The following is a 16812-nucleotide window of genomic DNA, read 5'->3' on the forward strand; positions in this document are numbered from 1 at the left end:
CGTGCTCTTCGTGGATCAAACGTTATTACAATGAGGTAATTGTATGCAGTATATTGCGGCGCTCGACCAAGGCACAACTAGCACCCGCTGTATGGTGTTCGATCATGATGGTAATGTCGTTGGCGTTGATCAACGGGAACATAGCCAAATTTTCCCGCGTCCAGGTTGGGTTGAGCATAATCCAGCAGAGATTTGGCAACGAACCCAAGGCGTGATTGCAGGCGCACTGGCTGCGGCCAACATCGAAAAAGCCGATCTTGCGGCGCTTGGCATTACCAACCAACGCGAGACGACAGTGATTTGGGATCGTCACACGGGCAAGGCGATTCATAATGCCTTGGTTTGGCAAGATACCCGCACCGATCAGCTGGTGCGCCAATTTGCTGCCAACGGCGGCCAAGATCGCTTTCGGGCCAAAACGGGCTTGCCGCTGGCAACCTACTTTTCGGCTACCAAAATTCGCTGGCTGCTTGATCAGGTTGAGGGTGCGCAGGCGGCGGCTGAAGCTGGCAATGTGCTGTTTGGTACAATCGATTGTTTTGTAGCGTGGTGGTTGACTGGCGGGCCACATGGCGGCTTGCATATTACCGATACAACCAATGCGTCGCGCACCTTGTTGCTCAACCTCGAAACTGGCGATTGGGATGCAGAATTATTAGAGATTTTTCGGATTCCGCGCAGCATGTTGCCAAGCGTGCGTTCCTCAAGCGAGGTCTATGGCACATGTCGCGGCCAACTCGACGGCGTGCCCTTAGCAGGGATTTTGGGCGATCAACAGGCAGCAACGGTTGGTCAAGTTTGTTTTGAAGTTGGTGAGGCCAAAAATACTTATGGCACTGGCAATTTTATGCTGCTCAACACTGGCGAACGCTTGGTGCAATCGAGCCATGGGCTGATTACCACGCCAGCCTATCATTTTGGCAAGCAGCCAACTTGGGCTTTAGAAGGCTCGATTGCGGTAACTGGCTCGTTGGTGCAATGGCTGCGTGATAATTTGGGCATTATTCATCACGCCTCTGAAGTAGAAGGCTTGGCGGCGAGCGTTGCTGATAACGGTGGCGTATATTTGGTGCCTGCTTTTTCGGGCTTATTCGCCCCACATTGGCGCTCCGATGCGCGTGGAGTGTTGGTTGGCCTGACCCGTTATGCCAACAAAGCCCATATTGCGCGGGCTGCGCTTGAAGCCACCGCCTACCAAACCCGCGAAGTGGTGAGCGCCATGGCCCAAGATTCAGGAGTTGAATTAAAAGCTCTCAAGGTTGATGGCGGCATGGTTGCCAATGAATTGCTGATGCAGTTTCAGGCTGATATTTTGGGAGTGCCAGTTGTGCGCCCGAAAGTTGCCGAAACCACCGCTTTGGGTGCTGCTTATGCAGCTGGTTTGGCCGTTGGCTATTGGGCTAATCCTGCTGAATTACGCGCCAATTGGAGCGAAAGCAAGCGTTGGGAACCGCACATGAGCGTCGATCAGCGCGATAGCCTATATGCGCAATGGGGCAAGGCAGTCGAACGCACCCTGAATTGGCAAGAATAAGCTGCGATGCAAATCTATTGTTTGTATCAAACCTTGGCGGCCTTCGATAGTGGCTGGAAACAGTTTCCGCATCACTATTTGCTGTATGCTGCCCAAGGTGCGTTTCAGCTGGAGGTGGCAACGCTGCGCTGGTTGTTGCCACCGCAGCGGGCTGCATGGATTGCAGCGCATGTGCCAATTCGGATTCATTGCCAAAGCGCGGTGGTGTGTAGCTCGTTGATTGTTCCTCCAAGCAGTTTTGATTTGCCAATTGCTGATTGTCGGGTGTTTAGCGTTTCGGCCATGGCTCAAGCAATGTTGGAACATGCCAAACGCTGGCCCCAAAGCGCCGAATTTGATCCCAAAGCTGAGCGCTTTTTATTGGCTTTAGCTGATGTTTGTTTGGAGCTAGCGACCCAGCCTGATAATTTTTGGCTCCCAGTTGCTCAATCGACAGATTTACAATTGGCCTTGGATTATAGCTTGGCCCAGCTTGAGCAACCGATTACCTTGGCCATGGCAGCCCAAGCAGGAGCCATGGCCGAACGCACCTTGGCGCGCCGTTGTGCCAGCGAATTGGGGCTATCGTGGCGGGCCTATCTGCATCGCGCGCGCATGATTCGCGCAACCGAATTGTTGCTTGCCAGCAATTTGCCCATTTTAGAAGTCGCTTTGGCAATTGGTTTTGAAAGCGTAACTAGCTTTAGCAGTGCCTTTCGCCAATTTAGCGGCCAAGCACCACGCCAATTTCGCCAAGGCTACGCTTAACGTTGGCAAGCTTTTTGCCCATCAAGGCTCACCTGCAATTGTTGAAATAAGCCAGCAGTATCGAATAAGGCCCAATGCTCGGCAATCCGGCCTTGTGCTAGCCGATACATCCGATAAACTGCAACGTCAACAGTCTGCCCAGTTGGCGCAATGCCCCGAAATTCACCCAAATGAGTTGCCCGAAAACGCAACTGAACGACAACCCGATCAGCTTCGGCGACCGTTTGTAGAATCTGCTGCTGATGATCGGGAAAACTCCGGCTTAATTGTTCGAGGATCGCGATTAATCCAGCTTGATTGGCTGGCTGATAAGCATGGTCGACATAATCAGGGCTAAGCAATTGCTCGCTGCGATTGAGGTTCTTTTGATTCCAACATTGCTCGATAAACTGGTGAACGATCTGGCGATTGAGCGTGATTTGTTCTGACATTGCAACAGCTCCATCTGCTATGTGATGCTGCTAGTCTAGCGAATTTGTTGACGCCAGGCCGCTTGCAACCTGCCAAAAACCTATTGCACGCTGCCAAATGGCGAGCCACCTTGCGCCAACATTGGCTACTAAATGGCTACTTTAGAAAAACTACCGCTAGTGGTATTGTAGTAGGAGCCTAAAGAATCCTCGATGTTACCAAGTCTGCTGCGCTGTGGCGTTGCTTTCTTAAGAGCTTTTGACCACTGAACTACCCACCCTACGGAGGTAGGAATCATGGCGCTTGATCAGCCAACGGTTAGCTTGATTGTCGGAATTGGTTTGTTGCTCCAAGCATGTGTGATTGGAGCTTTTTTGGTATTTATCCGGCGCTATCAAGGGATACGCTGCTTTTTGCTGGGCACAATTGGCTTGAGCGTGGGCTTTTTGATTCAAGCATTGCTGCCTGCAAGCTCATTGATGGCAACTACTGCTAGCTATATTGTGCTGCTCAGTGGCTTGTTTGGCTTAAGTAGCGGGATTTTGCGTTTTATTGGGGCCAGTAATTCTGCGCGGATCTATGGATTGAGTTGGCTGCTTGTGGTTGGCTTGCTAAGTGCGAGTGCCTGGTGGTGGGCTGCGCCAAGCCTGATTATTGGTTTAGCGATGTTGATTGGCAGCTTGGGCATGGCCTATACCGCAATTCGGGTCTTGTTTCAGCGCACAATTCCGTATCAAAGTGCCAGTCGGTTGTTGGCAATTGCCTTGGGTTTGAAAATGGTGCTGGTCGTTGCTGCCCTAAGCTCTATCTGGTATCGCCAGGTATGGCCGAGCGTTGCTAGCTTGCAAATTGGCTATAGTGTGTTGATTTTGCTGCTTTCGCTGCTGTGGACTGGTGGGTTTGGCGTGATGATTACCCAGCGCCTGCAATGCGATTTATCAGCGTTGGCGAGTATTGATGTGTTGACTGGCCTCGCCAATCGGCGGGCAATCAACGACTATTTAGAGCAAGCAATGGCTAAATGGCGGCGTAACCAGCAGGGTTTTGCGGTAATTATGCTAGATATTGATAGTTTCAAGCAAATTAATGATCGCTATGGCCACCACGCTGGTGATACAGTGCTGCGTCATATTGGCTTGGTGCTGAGCGAACAAGTGCGGATTAACGATCTGATTGGGCGTTGGGGTGGAGAAGAATTTTTGCTGATTGTTGATGCGGCCACGGTGCAACAGGCAAGCTTCTTGGCCGAACGCTTGCGCCAAGCCATTCAACACCAGCCAACCGTTTGGTGTGAGCAAGTTATTGAGCATACAGTCAGCATTGGGATTGCGGTCTGTGGTTGGCATGGTTTTAATGAAACCCAATTGCTGACTGCTGCCGATCTAGCGCTCTACGAAGCCAAAGAAACCGGAAAGAATCGCTGGGTTGTCTATGAGCGCCGAATGTTGTTGAACCAACTTGAAGCTGGCAGCGCGCTTAACAACGAAGAGCTAGTGATTGATGTTGATTCGTCGATTTATGCCTAGTGGGCTGGTTGCGCTTGTGGCTCGGCGCTGGGCAAGCCAACCGCAATCAACGCTCCTGCCACCACCAACACACTGCCCATCAAATACGGCGAAGCTTCGCCAACATTTGAGAGCATCCACGTCGCATATAGTGGGGCGAAAATTCGTGCCAAGCTGCTCATCGATTGATACAAACCCATATTTTCGCCGCGTTCGTGAGCTGACGAATTGCGGCTGACCAATGATGAAAGCGATGGCGTGAGCAAGCCTTCGCCAATTGCTAGCACAATACAAATCGCCACCAAATGCCATACATTTTGAATAAAGCCTAAGCCTGCCAACGAGAGTGCGAGCAACAACGAGCCAGCCACAATCAAGCTTGCTTCGCCAAAACGGGCTGCCAAACGGCGAATTAAGCCGCCTTGGACAATTGCCACCACAACGCCAACTCCAGCCAAAGTATAGCCAGTCTGATGCGAGCCAAACTCCAAACGGCGCGCTGCAAACAAGGCAAAGGTTGTTTCAAACGCCACAAATGCCAAGTTGATCAACAAGGTAATGCTGAGCAAGCGGCCAACGTTAGGCTTGCGCACCGCTGCCAATAGTTTCATTAAGTTGAAGGTACGGCCTTGTTGTGGGGCATGGCGTTCTGGCTCTGGTAGCACCAAAAAGGTCAACACTAAACTGAGCATGGCGATGCCCGCAGCCACAAAAATTGGCAACTGATAATTGCCATCGCGACTGAGCAAAGCACCGATTGCTGGCCCAGCGATAAAGCCTAAGCCAAGCGCTGCGCCAACCATACCCATGCCGCGCGCGCGATCTTTGTCAGTGGTTATGTCGCTCACATAAGCTTGAGCAATCGAAATATTACCGCCAGTTGCGCCATCGAACATACGCCCAACGAACAGCCAAACCAGGCTATTGGCGAAGCCAAACAGCAGCAAACTACAAACTGTGCCGATCAGACTCAAAATGAGCAGCGGGCGGCGGCCAAAGCGGTCGGATAATTGGCCAAGGATCGGGGCGAAGATAAATTGCATCAAGGCATAACAGCCGACAATCAAGCCAACTTGAAACTCAGAAGCCCCAAATTCTTGAGCATAAAACGGCGTGATCGGAATCACGACCCCATAGCTCATTGTGCCAACAAAAGCGATCAAAAAGATGGTCAAAAGAGGAGAGCGTTTCATAGGCGAGTTTCTAGCCAGGCAAGCGGCTAGTGGCTCCTATAACTATTAGCCATTGCCATTGCGGCGAGCAGCTAGGACATCTTCAACAGCCAGCGAACAACCACGGAGTTCGGCTCCACTGGCCCGACCAAGCACCTCGAAGCCATCGGCCACGACCACGCCTAAATCTTCGGTTTGTAAGGCAAGCACCGAATAGAGATTGGCCAAATCGAGGTGGCGCAACAAGCCAGTTTCGCCAGCAGGCAAGGGTGCAAAAGTGGTTGGGTCGACAACTTGGGTGCGCACCCATGGCACAACAACTTTATGCCGTGGCTGCCATTCGCGCAGATAGGCCGAGTGCAACGAGCTATCGTAAAATTGGCTGCCCAATTCGGTCATGCCATATTCGTTGACACACATCGTTGATGGAATGCCCAAAACCTCGCTGTAGAGGGCATATAAATCGTTGCGGGCAATGTCGCGTACTTTGCCTTTCGAGCCGCCAGTGTCCATCAAGCGGCTGCCCTTGGGCAATTGCCAACGCTTGCCATGCTCGGCGCACCAATCGAGAAAATAGACGAAGGTATACATCACACCCATCAAGCAAATGGGCTGATTGTTGGCAACCGCTGCATCAAGCGCTGCGGCTAAAGTTGCTGAATCAAGGCCCTCGGCGCTAAACACATAGCGGCTTTCAGGGCTGCCATGCTGCTCAATTGCATCGCTGAGCATATGCGCCAACGACGATTGCGGCAGTTCATGCGCCTGCCAAAACAGCACATAAATCGGCATCCGTTTAGCATCGGGAAACAGGTGATAGGCTAAATTTGGCCGTAGCGATGCTTCATACAACGAGCGATCGCGGATGTAGTGCGAGCCACGTTGTTCGCTGCCTTGGGTTGTGCCGCTGGTGCGATAAACCACTTGAGCCTCGTCGGGCGGAAAGGTGGTGAGTGGCAAGTGCTTGAAGGCGGTGGTCGGCACTGCCGGAATCTCCGTCCAATGCTTAACCCGCTCAGGGCTGAGCATACGCCGCTCACAATAGCGTTGATAGACAAGGTTGTGTTGCCATTGGTAGCGAAACGTGCGCAAGGCTAAATCATTAAATAAACTATCGTCAGCAGGGTCGATCGAGCGCACACCTGCTTGCATCAAAGCCCGAATTTCGAAGTCTAGGGTTTCTATCTCGTTCATTTCCAACCTCAGTTGAGCCAAAACACGCCCTCAGGACGCAACCTGAATTGTACCACGGGCACTTTGGGTCTTGTTATCAATAAGGTCAAAAGTCAAAAATCAAAAAGAACATAGAACATAGAACAGAGAGCAGAGGGGATCGGGGATCGGGCTTTAACGCAGAGGCGCAGAGATGTGGTGGCTAGGCTATCGGAAGTTTAGTGCTATGCCACTGGAGCCAAAAGCCAAAAACCAAAAGCTTATAGCCATTAGCCATACTTGCTCTGCGCCTCTGCGTTAAACAGGGTTACACTCGTTATTTAGCTTTTGGGAAACCACGGCAAGAACGCGCTGGTTTTGGCGATGTAATCTGCATACTGGGGCTTGGTTTTGACCAAGGTACGTTCTAGTAGCATCACGCCAGAAACTCGAATAATCAGCAAGGTCATGAGCAATGCGCCGATAATGTGCCAATAGCTGCCAGCGGCAATTGCAAAGAGCGCATAACCCCACCAGACTGCCGAATCGCCAAAATAATTGGGGTGACGGGTGAAGCGCCATAAGCCAGAACGTAGCACTTGGCCTTTGTTGGCCGGATTAGCCTTGAAGCGGCTGAGCTGCCAATCGCCAAAGGCCTCAAAACTAAAGCCAATGAGCCAAACGACAAGCGCCAGATAATCGATCCAGTTCCAGCTTTTAGCCCCAGTTTGGGCACCAAGCAAGGTTACTGAAATGATCAATGCCAAGATACCTTGGAGCAAAAATACTTGGAAAAAGCTAAACCACCAATAGCGCTCGGCTCCGTAGCGCTGCCGAAACTCAGCATAGCGAAAATCTTCGGGCTTGCCCCAATTGCGCCAGCCAATGTAAAGGGTTAGTCGTAAACCCCAAATTGTCACCAAGCTGCTAATAATCAGTTTGCGTTGCTCATCGCCTTGAGCTTGGCTAAAATACCACCAAGTCAAGGCCACAAAACACATACCCCAACAAATATCCACAATGCTGGCATTGGTAATTTTGACACTCCACAACCACGCCAGCGTCAGCGGAACCATCACGACCGCCAAACCCAACCCCCAAATTAGCCAAAAACTCATGCAAACCTCACATGGCTAACGCACCCAAATATCATAACCACCCAAATGCACACGTATTCGATAGGGCGCAACTTTCAGCATGGCATCAAAGCCGATCGGGCGTACCGCGCCGTAGGTCACGATCACTTTTGGCGGCTTGCTGCGCAACTGTTGCAACGTCTCGTCGAGTGCATTGGGTAAAATCGCTAAGGGATAATCGTAGGGAAAACGGCTTGGAACCGCATAGTTGCCATACAGGTAAATTTCTGGCTCGGCCGCCCAAACCCACACACTGGTTTGCTTGCCCACATTCCTATCGATCCATTCGACCACTTTGGGCGCGAGGGCAAAGAATTCACGGCCATCAACGCCATATAATTGTTCAATTTGGGCTTCGGGAGTCTTATTATACAATGGCCAGAGGCTACTCAAGGGTAGAATTGCCAGCAAAACCGCAATCAAAACTATCGAAAAATCTTTGTATTGTTGTAAAAAGCCAAAACGTACTTTGGCCAAACCACCAGCAAACACTGCCAAAGCTGGCACCAGCGCCTGATAATAATGGGGATAGGCGCGCAAACTGACAAACGCGCTGGCGATCAAGCCAAGGCTCCATAAGCCAGCGAGGATCAAACTTGGCCAGTAGCGCCGCCGTCGCCAAGCCATGGTCGCGCCAATAATGCCCGCCACCACTAAGAGCAGCAACGAGCGCCAAATTGGCCAAAGTTGGCTGACTGTGGCATTGGTTTGCTGCAAATAGGTCGTGTTATACGTCCAATTTGCTTCAACAAAATCGCTCCAGCCGCCAGCAAGCGCAAAGTAGAGCACGGTTGGAATTAATACTAGCGCCAAGCCATCGATAATCAGAATTGCCCGCCCAATTCGTTCGTTAACATCGCCTTTAATCGCAAGTGTGGTCACAAACAGGGCTGGCACAATTAATACGCCAACTGGTTTGGCCAAAATCGCCACTGCCGCCGCAATTCCTGCCAGCATCCACCAAGCTTTTTGCCCATTATCAAGCGCTTTGAGGCCAAATAGCAAGGCCAAGCCACTGGGCAAAAGCATAATCGCTTCGCTGTTGAAGGTCACGCCTTGGAGAAAAACCGCGCTATTCCAGCTTGCCACCAAGATTGCAGTCAGCACGCCTGCAACTTCAGAGCGCCACAAGCGCCGCCCAGCCCGCCACAGCACCAAGGTTGTGACCAGCAGCCAAAGCGTTGCCCAAACTCGAATCGCCTGCACTGGCTCGGTGCCGACTAAAACAGGCGGGGCATAGGCCACATAGACAAACGGCGGTTTATGATCAAAACGGTCGCGGTAGGGAATCGCCCCATCAGCCCAATCGCGGGCAATGACGGCATAGGCAGCTTCGTCGCGCTCAAGCGGCAGGTGATGCAACGGCATTCGCAGCAGCCAAATCAAGCCACAAACCGCGCCAATTACTGCCCACAAGGCCAAGCGCCGCCGCCGAAAACGTCGTAACATGGCTTTAATCCCCCACGCCAAAAGATTGCTCGCCGCAATAATACTGGTAAATTGATAAAAAGCCTAAAAAAAGCCCAGCCGCATTAATGCTGGCTGAGCCATTCGATTGAGCTTGCGCTACTTTTTAGTTGTAATGGTTCATTGGATGAGCAACCGGAGCATTTCCTCATCCCAACCCAAACCTATGGTCAGTTTCCACTCAAGAGCACGAATTCAATGTTATCAAGGAATTTGGTTTGGTTGCTGATCATATTTGAGGGGGTGCAGGGGGATTAAAGCCCCCCTGCGTCTCCCGCCTTGAGGCGGGACGGAAGGGTGGTGACACAAATGATGGTGAATAACCAACCCTTCTATGGTACGGAATAACGTTGTTAATGCTATGAGCCATTACATTTAGCCGAGATAGAGTGCCATGACCAAGAAATGGCAAACGCTGCCGCCCATCACAAAGCCATGCCAAATGGCGTGGTTGTAGGGCAATTTTTCCCAGCGATAGAAAATTACGCCAGCGGTGTAGGTTAGGCCGCCAGCGACTAGCAAGGCAAATGCCCCGCCTGGCAAACTCGCTACCATATCATCCCACGCCATCACCGAGAGCCAGCCCATGCCCACATACATCAAAGTCGAAAGCAGTTCAAAGCGCTTAATGAAAAATAATTTAAAGCAGATTCCTGCAAAAGCACAGCCCCAAATCAAGCCAAACAACGTCCAAGCTACGCTACTTTGCAAGCTGACCAACAAAATTGGGGTGTAGGTGCCTGCAATCAATAAATAAATTGCACAATGATCGAAAATTTTGAGCAAATATTTGGCTCGTGGGTTGCGAATGCTATGATAGAGCGTCGAGGCCAGATACATACAAATCAAGCTCAGGCCATAGACTGTGAAACTGGCGATGCGCCATGGATCACCAGTATTAATCGCCATCACCAATAAAATCACCAAGCCTGCCACGCTCAAGGCGACCCCAATCCCATGGGTAATCGCGTTGGCCAATTCTTCGGCGGCTGAATATTCTGAGTAGTGGACGTTGCGCTCTTGAATTGCTTTTGCCATATAACCTCCAGCTAAGCGATGGTTTGCTGACGTGTATTATACCTCGTATTGCAAAGTACTTTGCAGTATCAAGTATAGTTCTTTTAGGCTAGCCAAGCGAGCGATTTTTGCTATACTTGGCGCGCAGCGTTGCACCACGAGAGTGAAGATTCCTGTAGTTCGAGGTATTTGCCATGGCCAATTTGCCAAGCTACGATTTTGCCGATTTGATCAAAGCTGACCATGACGCTGAATTTTTGTTAACCTGTTTCGCTGAAGTTTTGCACGAATTAGGCGAAGCCGATCTCGCTGGCTATCTTGGGTTGCCCACCACAACCCCAACCAATGCCCCAATTACCCCAGAACGGGCGATTCAAGCGGCCTCGCTCAACTTTCAATTGCTGAATATGGTCGAGGAAAACGCCGCTGCTCAACAACGCCGCCTGCGCGAAGCCGCCGATGGCTTCAACGCCGAAGTTGGCTTGTGGGGCAATACCCTGCAAAGCCTGAGCCAAGCAGGCTTTCGCGCCGAGCAGATTGCCGCCGCGCTGGGCCAAATTCAGGTCGAGCCAGTCCTGACTGCGCATCCAACCGAGGCCAAACGGGCAACCATGCTTGAGCACTATCGACGCTTATATTTGCTCTTGGTCAAGCGCGAGAATCCAATGTGGACTCCGCTTGAGCAACAAGTTTTGCGCAACGAGATTAAAGTTGAGCTTGAGCGGCTTTGGCGCACTGGCGAGATTTTTCTGGCCAAGCCCGATGTTGCCGATGAATTGCGTAATATTATTCATTATTTGCGCCATGTCTTTCCTGCCAGCCTTGCCACGCTCGATGTGCGTTTGCAACAGGCTTGGCAGCTGCAAGGCTTTGAACTGAAGCTGCTGCCGCCAAGCGCGCAATTGCCGCATGTGCAATTTGGCACGTGGGTTGGCGGCGATCGCGATGGTCATCCCTTGGTTACGGCGGCGGTTACGCGCTTTGCCTTACAAGAATTACGCCGCAATGCGCTCGACGTGCTGCACGAGCAATTAGTTCAATTAGTGATCAAATTAAGCTTATCTGACCGCCTGCAATCACCACCCGATGCCTTGCTTACCGCCCTCGATAGCGCTGCCGCCGCGCTTGGTCAGCGTGGTCAAATTGCTTTGGCGCGCAATCCCGAGGAGCCATGGCGCCAATGGATCAACCTGATCATTGCGCGTTTACCAGAAGCAGGCCAGCCACGCCAGCCGTGGCACTATCGCACAAGCAACGAGGTTGTGGCCGATTTGCAATTTTTGGTCGAGCAACTGAATGCAGTTGGCGCGCAACGGTTGGCACTCAACGATCTTCAGCCAGTGATTCGCAGCGTACAAAGCTTGGGCTTTCACAGCGCTGTGCTCGATATTCGCCAAAACAGCAAATTCCACGATTTGGCAATTGAGCAATTGCTCCAAGCCGCTGGCTTCAGCGATTATCACTTTAGCAGTTGGTCGGAAGCACAACGGCTGGAGTTGCTCAACCGCGAGTTGCAAAGCGCGCGCCCATTTGCCCACCCGAATCTTGCATTGGGCAACGAAGCCAGTGCTGTGCGCGATTGCTACCGCGTTTTGGCTGATGAAATTGCCCAGCATGGCACTGCTGGCCTTGGCTCGCTGATTATCAGCATGACCCGTAGCCTCTCCGATTTGCTGGCGGTTTATTTGCTGGCCCGTGAAGCAGGCTTGTTGCAGGTAACCGAGGCTGGTTTGGCCTGTGTACTGCCCGTCGTGCCTCTGTTCGAGACGATCGAAGATTTGGAAATTAGCCCCGATATTCTCGATGCATTTTTGGCGCATCCAGTGAGCCAAGCCAGCCGCAGCTTGCGCCAAACCAGCGTGCAGCAAGTAATGGTTGGTTATAGCGATAGCAACAAAGATGGCGGTATTTTGGCTAGCCTTTGGAGCTTGTATCGAGCGCAAGGCACGCTAGCAGCAGTTGGAGCCAAGCACAATGTGCGGGTGCGCTTCTTCCATGGCCGTGGCGGCACGATTAGCCGTGGTGCTGGCCCAACCCACCGCTTTTTGAATGCCTTGCCAGCAGCAGCCTTAGCAGGCGATTTACGCATGACTGAGCAAGGCGAAACCATCGCCCAAAAATATGCCAACCAGATCACGGCAGTCTACAATTTGGAATTAATGGTCGCTGGGGTAACTGAAGCCACCTTGCTTGGCTCGCAGCGCGATCAAACCCCGCATAGCCTTGCGCCAACTATGGATGCCTTGACCGCCTATAGCCGCCAACGCTATGAAAGTTTGATTCAAACGCCGGGCTTTATTCAGTTTTTTGGCCAAGCCACGCCCATCGATGTGATTGAGCAAGGCAAAATTGGCTCGCGGCCAGCCCGCCGCACTGGCCAACGCACGCTTGGCGATTTGCGGGCGATTCCATGGGTGTTTAGTTGGAGCCAAGCCCGCTTTTTCCTCTCTGGTTGGTATGGGGTTGGCAGCAGCTTGGCATGGCTCGCCGAGCAACATCCCGATCAATTTGATCAACTAAAAGCCGCTGCTTTTGAGTGGTATCCACTTAAATATTTGCTGACCAATGTTAGCACCAGTATGCTCTCTGCTGATTTGGCGACGATGCACGCCTACAGCCAATTGGTCGAAGATTCGGCGGTGCGCGAGCCAATTATGGCTGCAATCGAGGCCGAATTTAAGCAAACTCAACAGCAACTAGAGCTGATTTTTGGCGGCAGCTTGGCCGAACGTCGGCCACGCATCTACCGCATGTTGCAAGGCCGCCAAGCACGGCTCAGCCAATTGCATCAGCAACAAATTAATTTGCTGCACACATGGCGCAACTTGCCGAGCGAGCAAGTGCCAGAGCGCGAGCAATTATTAACACAATTGCTGCTGACGGTTAATGCCATCGCCAGCGGCTTGCGTACCACTGGCTAAGCCCAAAAACGCCCCGCATTGCAAAACTACAATGCGGGGCGTTTTGATTAATGTTTCAGTGCTGCTTCGCCGTGAAAGCGTTCGTAGGCGGCGCGTTCGAGGGCTTCGCGTTGGTCGGGGTGGGCAATATCAATCAAGGCTTTGGCCCGTTCGCGCAAGGTCTTGCCGTACAAATAGGCCACGCCATATTCCGTCACGATATATTGAACGTGGGCACGGGTGGTCACCACGCTGGCTCCTTCGTGCAGCACTGGCACAATGCGCGATTGGCCGCGACGGGTGGCTGAAGGCAGGGCAATAATTGGCTTACCGCCCTCTGAGAGCGCCGCGCCCCGCATAAAGTCCATTTGGCCGCCAACCCCTGAATATTGATAGGTGCCAATCGAATCGGCACAAACTTGGCCAGTCAAATCAACTTCAATTGCGCTGTTGATCGCTGTAACATTTGGGTTGCGCCGAATCACGCTGGTATCGTTGATGTAGGTGATGTCGAGCATGGCGATCTGCGGGTTATCATCAACAAAATCATACAAACGCCGCGTGCCCATCATAAACCCGCCAACAATTTTGCCAGGGTGGGTTTTCTTCATTTTGCCGTTGATGATGCCACGTTCCACCAAATCGATGATTCCATCGGAAAACATTTCGGTGTGAATGCCCAAATTTTTATGATTGGTCAAGGCTGCAAGCACTGCATCGGGAATCGCGCCAATGCCCATTTGCAAGGTTGCGCCATCGCTGACCAAGCCAGCAACATGGCGGCCAATCGCCCGTTCTACATCGCTCAATGTGGCTGGCGCATGCTCATAAATTGGCTCATCGACTTCGACCGCAAAATGAATCTGATTGAGATGAATCTGACCATCGCCATGGGTGCGGGGCATATGCGGGTTGATTTGGGCGATCACACATTTGGCTACTTCGACCGCAGCGCGGGTAACATCAACCGAAACGCCCAGCGAACAAAAGCCATGCTGATCTGGTGGCGAAACTTGAATTAATGCCACATCAAGCGGCAAAATCCCGCGCCGAAACAAACCTGGCACTTCGCTCAAAAAGACCGGCACATAATCGGCTTCGCCAGTTACCACGGCACTGCGAATATTCGAGCCAATAAATAAGGCTCGCGTATGAAAACTTTCGCGATATTTGGGATCGGTATATGGCGCTGGGCCTTCAGTATGAATATGCACTAATTCCACATCGCGCAGTTCATCGGCCCGGGCCACTAAGGCCGCAATTAATTGTTGAGGTGCTGCGGCAACACTATGAATAAACACACGATCGTGTGATTTAATCGCTTGAACAGCTTCGTTGGCTGAAACGTAACGCATCCTAAGCCCCCTAAATCGTTTTGTTGTAGCTTGGCTACCGCTTTATTGTGCCCGATTTTGGGCCATTCCGAAGTGAAAAGAGCTATGGAATGGGTTAAGGTTTGGCAACCTCAACATTGGCTACATTGTCGCGCCATTTGTCACAGACAGCCGTTATAATACATCTGTTCGATTAAATTGGAGGATGCATGCATGGCCGTGTCAGAGCAGACGGTTGCCCGCGCCGCAAGCTTGCGCGATGAATTGAATCGTTATAATCATCATTACTATACGCTTGACGCGCCGTTGGTCAGCGATGCCCAATACGATAGTTTATTGAATGAATTGCGGGCAATTGAAGCAGAATATCCCGAATTGCGCACCCCCGATTCGCCAACCCAGCGCGTTGGCAGCGCGCCCTTAGGTAAATTTCCCAAAGTGCAACACCCTGTGCCAATGTTGAGCCTTGGCAATGCGTTTAATGCAGATGATTTGGCTGCTTGGCGACGCCGTGCCGAGCAAATTATTGGCGCGCAGCCCATGAGCTACACCGTCGAGCCAAAAATCGATGGCTTGGCAGTAGCCTTAACCTATATCAACGGGGTGTTTAGCGTTGGAGCAACCCGTGGCAATGGCGAAATTGGCGAGGATATTACCGCCAACTTGCGTACGATTCGCGATGTGCCTTTGCGGCTGCAACCAATCGACGGCCAGCCTTTGCCCGAGCGTATCGAGGTGCGCGGCGAGGTCTATTTGCCAATCGAAGCCTTTAATCAATTGAATGAACGCCAAGCCCATGCAGGCGAAAAAGTTTTTGCTAACCCACGCAATGCTGCCGCCGGATCGTTGCGCCAGCTCGATTCGACGATTACTGCGAGCCGCCCGTTGCGCTTTTTTGCTTACGCTGTTGGCCCTTTCAGCGGCGTAGACCTTAACAGCCAATCTGAAACTCTCAATACCTTGCGCCATTATGGCTTTAGCATCAATCCCGATACGAGGCTTTTTGATGATTTTGCTGCCGTGGTTGATTATTGTCACGAGTGGATGGGCCGCCGTGAATTGCTGAGCTACGAAGTTGATGGCGTGGTGGTCAAAATTGATGATTTTGCTATGCAACGCGAGCTTGGTGTGGTTGGCCGCGATCCGCGCTGGGCAATTGCCTACAAATTTCCAGCTCGCGAAGAAACCACAACTTTGCTGAATATTGTGATCAACGTTGGCCGTACTGGCAAATTAATTCCTAATGCTGTGCTTGAGCCAATCAGTTTGGGTGGCACGACCGTGCAACATGCCTCGCTGCATAACGCCGATTACATCATCAGCCGCGATATTCGTATCGGCGATCGAGTTGTGGTCAAACGGGCTGGCGACGTGATTCCATATGTGATTGGGCCAATTGTCGAGGCGCGTACTGGCAACGAGCAACCATGGCCAGCGCCAACGTTTTGTCCAACTTGTGGCCAGCCAGTCGAGCAACTTGCCGATGAAGTTGATATTTATTGCATCAACAATGCCTGCCCTGCGCGGCTGATTCGCTCAATCGAGCATTGGGTGAGCCGTAGCGCGATGGATATTGTGGGCATGGGCGAGCGTCAAGCAAGCCAATTTGTTGAAATGGGCTTGATCACATCGATTCCCGATATTTATCGTTTGAACATTGCTAGCTTTGCTGGCCGCGAAGGCTATGGCGATCGGCGGGTAGCAAATTTGCTGAATGCCATCGAAGAATCCAAGCAACGCCCGCTTGATCGGGTGATCACGGCCTTGGGGATCAATGGCGTTGGCACCGTTGCTGCGGTTGATTTAGCGCGCAATTTCCGCTCGCTGCCAGCCTTGGCCCAAGCCACAATTGAGCAATTAACCGCAATTGACGGGATTGGTGGCAGCACCGCCCAAAGTGTGGTCGATTTCTTCAGCACGCCAGCCAACCAACAATTGATTGCCGAACTGCTAGCGTTGGGCGTGCAAGCCGAACTTGGCGCTGTTGCCGAGCAGCAAAGCGATCGTTTGGCAGGCAAGAGCTTTGTGATCACTGGCACATTGCCAGGCATCAGCCGCGAAGCTGCTCAAGCCTTAATCGAAGCGCATGGCGGCAAGGTTGGCGGTAGCGTTAGCAAGAAAACTGATTATTTGCTGGCAGGCGAGGCCGCTGGCTCGAAGCTCACCAAAGCCCAAAGCTTAGGCGTAAAAGTGCTGAGTATTGATGATTTGTATGCACTGCTCGCCGATAGTTAATTATTGATCCACGAAGCGCACGAAGAACGGAACCGCGAAGAACGCTAAGATCACGAAGGGGGATGAGGCTCTAGGCTTTTGGCGTTAGGCTATCGGAACAATTGTTGGAAATTCAACAAATCTCCAATAGCCAATAGCCAGCAGCCAATAACTCTACTTCGTGCTCTTCGTGGCCTTCGTGGTTAAAAAAGCTCTCTGCGCC

12 protein-coding genes are annotated in these 16812 nt (G+C 51.8%); 5 read left to right on the plus strand and 7 right to left on the minus strand.

Annotated features, from left to right (window positions below):
* Positions 1-43: 43 nt before the first annotated feature.
* Positions 44-1534, plus strand: a complete 1491-nt coding sequence (glpK, locus tag SE18_RS05370; protein ID WP_054533402.1) for a glycerol kinase GlpK — start codon at positions 44-46, stop codon at positions 1532-1534.
* 6 nt (positions 1535-1540) lie between these two features.
* Positions 1541-2281 (plus strand): AraC family transcriptional regulator, encoded by a 741-nt coding sequence (locus SE18_RS05375; protein ID WP_054533403.1) that lies wholly within the window; start codon positions 1541-1543, stop codon positions 2279-2281.
* Here the strand turns inward: SE18_RS05375 and SE18_RS05380 are convergent.
* Positions 2278-2712 carry an ester cyclase gene (locus SE18_RS05380; protein ID WP_054533404.1) on the minus strand — a complete coding sequence of 145 codons (435 nt, stop codon included), beginning with the start codon at positions 2710-2712 and terminating at the stop codon, positions 2278-2280. The two genes, SE18_RS05375 and SE18_RS05380, sit on opposite strands and share 4 nt — an antisense overlap.
* Positions 2713-2988: 276 nt before the next feature.
* Between SE18_RS05380 and SE18_RS05385 the strand changes: the two genes are divergently transcribed.
* Positions 2989-4218 carry a GGDEF domain-containing protein gene (locus SE18_RS05385; RefSeq protein ID WP_054533405.1) on the plus strand — a complete coding sequence of 410 codons (1230 nt, stop codon included), beginning with the start codon at positions 2989-2991 and terminating at the stop codon, positions 4216-4218.
* Here the strand turns inward: SE18_RS05385 and SE18_RS05390 are convergent.
* From SE18_RS05390 to trhA, 5 genes are all read right to left on the minus strand, one after another.
* Positions 4215-5390 (minus strand): MFS transporter, encoded by a 1176-nt coding sequence (locus SE18_RS05390; RefSeq protein WP_054533406.1) that lies wholly within the window; start codon positions 5388-5390, stop codon positions 4215-4217. The genes SE18_RS05385 and SE18_RS05390 overlap by 4 nt on opposite strands.
* A 45-nt stretch (positions 5391-5435) precedes the next feature.
* Positions 5436-6563: a LuxE/PaaK family acyltransferase gene (locus SE18_RS05395; protein ID WP_054533407.1), complete on the minus strand. Its 1128-nt coding sequence runs from the start codon at positions 6561-6563 to the stop codon at positions 5436-5438.
* Positions 6564-6862: 299 nt separating this feature from the next.
* Positions 6863-7639 carry a DUF1295 domain-containing protein gene (locus SE18_RS05400; protein WP_054533408.1) on the minus strand — a complete coding sequence of 259 codons (777 nt, stop codon included), beginning with the start codon at positions 7637-7639 and terminating at the stop codon, positions 6863-6865.
* A 15-nt stretch (positions 7640-7654) separates the two neighbouring features.
* Positions 7655-9106 carry an ArnT family glycosyltransferase gene (locus SE18_RS05405; RefSeq protein WP_054533409.1) on the minus strand — a complete coding sequence of 484 codons (1452 nt, stop codon included), beginning with the start codon at positions 9104-9106 and terminating at the stop codon, positions 7655-7657.
* 393 nt (positions 9107-9499) lie between these two features.
* Positions 9500-10162: a PAQR family membrane homeostasis protein TrhA gene (trhA, locus tag SE18_RS05410; protein WP_054533410.1), complete on the minus strand. Its 663-nt coding sequence runs from the start codon at positions 10160-10162 to the stop codon at positions 9500-9502.
* A 173-nt stretch (positions 10163-10335) separates the two neighbouring features.
* Between trhA and SE18_RS05415 the strand changes: the two genes are divergently transcribed.
* A complete protein-coding gene (locus SE18_RS05415) occupies positions 10336-13062 on the plus strand; it encodes a phosphoenolpyruvate carboxylase (protein WP_054533411.1) in 2727 nt (908 codons plus the stop codon).
* Positions 13063-13109: 47 nt separating this feature from the next.
* Here the strand turns inward: SE18_RS05415 and SE18_RS05420 are convergent, their stop codons facing one another.
* Complete coding sequence (locus tag SE18_RS05420) at positions 13110-14396, minus strand: acetyl-CoA hydrolase/transferase family protein (RefSeq protein ID WP_054533412.1); 1287 nt, start codon at positions 14394-14396, stop codon at positions 13110-13112.
* 198 nt (positions 14397-14594) lie between these two features.
* On the opposite strand from SE18_RS05420, the gene ligA reads away from it, so the two are divergent.
* On the plus strand, positions 14595-16610 hold the full coding sequence (gene ligA / locus SE18_RS05425; protein WP_407928470.1) for an NAD-dependent DNA ligase LigA: 2016 nt from the start codon (positions 14595-14597) through the stop codon (positions 16608-16610).
* The last annotated feature ends 202 nt before the right edge of the window (positions 16611-16812 follow it).

The organism is Herpetosiphon geysericola (assembly GCF_001306135.1).
GTDB lineage: Bacteria > Chloroflexota > Chloroflexia > Chloroflexales > Herpetosiphonaceae > Herpetosiphon > Herpetosiphon geysericola.

What these genes read in the sequence shown, in the direction of transcription:
- glpK (WP_054533402.1), top strand. Translation starts at nt 44, where the DNA reads ATGCAGTATATTGCGGCGCTCGACCAAGGCACAACTAGCACCCGCTGT.
- SE18_RS05375 (WP_054533403.1), top strand. Translation starts at nt 1,541, where the DNA reads ATGCAAATCTATTGTTTGTATCAAACCTTGGCGGCCTTCGATAGTGGC.
- SE18_RS05380 (WP_054533404.1), bottom strand. Translation starts at nt 2,712, where the DNA reads ATGTCAGAACAAATCACGCTCAATCGCCAGATCGTTCACCAGTTTATC.
- SE18_RS05385 (WP_054533405.1), top strand. Translation starts at nt 2,989, where the DNA reads ATGGCGCTTGATCAGCCAACGGTTAGCTTGATTGTCGGAATTGGTTTG.
- SE18_RS05390 (WP_054533406.1), bottom strand. Translation starts at nt 5,390, where the DNA reads ATGAAACGCTCTCCTCTTTTGACCATCTTTTTGATCGCTTTTGTTGGC.
- SE18_RS05395 (WP_054533407.1), bottom strand. Translation starts at nt 6,563, where the DNA reads ATGAACGAGATAGAAACCCTAGACTTCGAAATTCGGGCTTTGATGCAA.
- SE18_RS05400 (WP_054533408.1), bottom strand. Translation starts at nt 7,639, where the DNA reads ATGAGTTTTTGGCTAATTTGGGGGTTGGGTTTGGCGGTCGTGATGGTT.
- SE18_RS05405 (WP_054533409.1), bottom strand. Translation starts at nt 9,106, where the DNA reads ATGTTACGACGTTTTCGGCGGCGGCGCTTGGCCTTGTGGGCAGTAATT.
- trhA (WP_054533410.1), bottom strand. Translation starts at nt 10,162, where the DNA reads ATGGCAAAAGCAATTCAAGAGCGCAACGTCCACTACTCAGAATATTCA.
- SE18_RS05415 (WP_054533411.1), top strand. Translation starts at nt 10,336, where the DNA reads ATGGCCAATTTGCCAAGCTACGATTTTGCCGATTTGATCAAAGCTGAC.
- SE18_RS05420 (WP_054533412.1), bottom strand. Translation starts at nt 14,396, where the DNA reads ATGCGTTACGTTTCAGCCAACGAAGCTGTTCAAGCGATTAAATCACAC.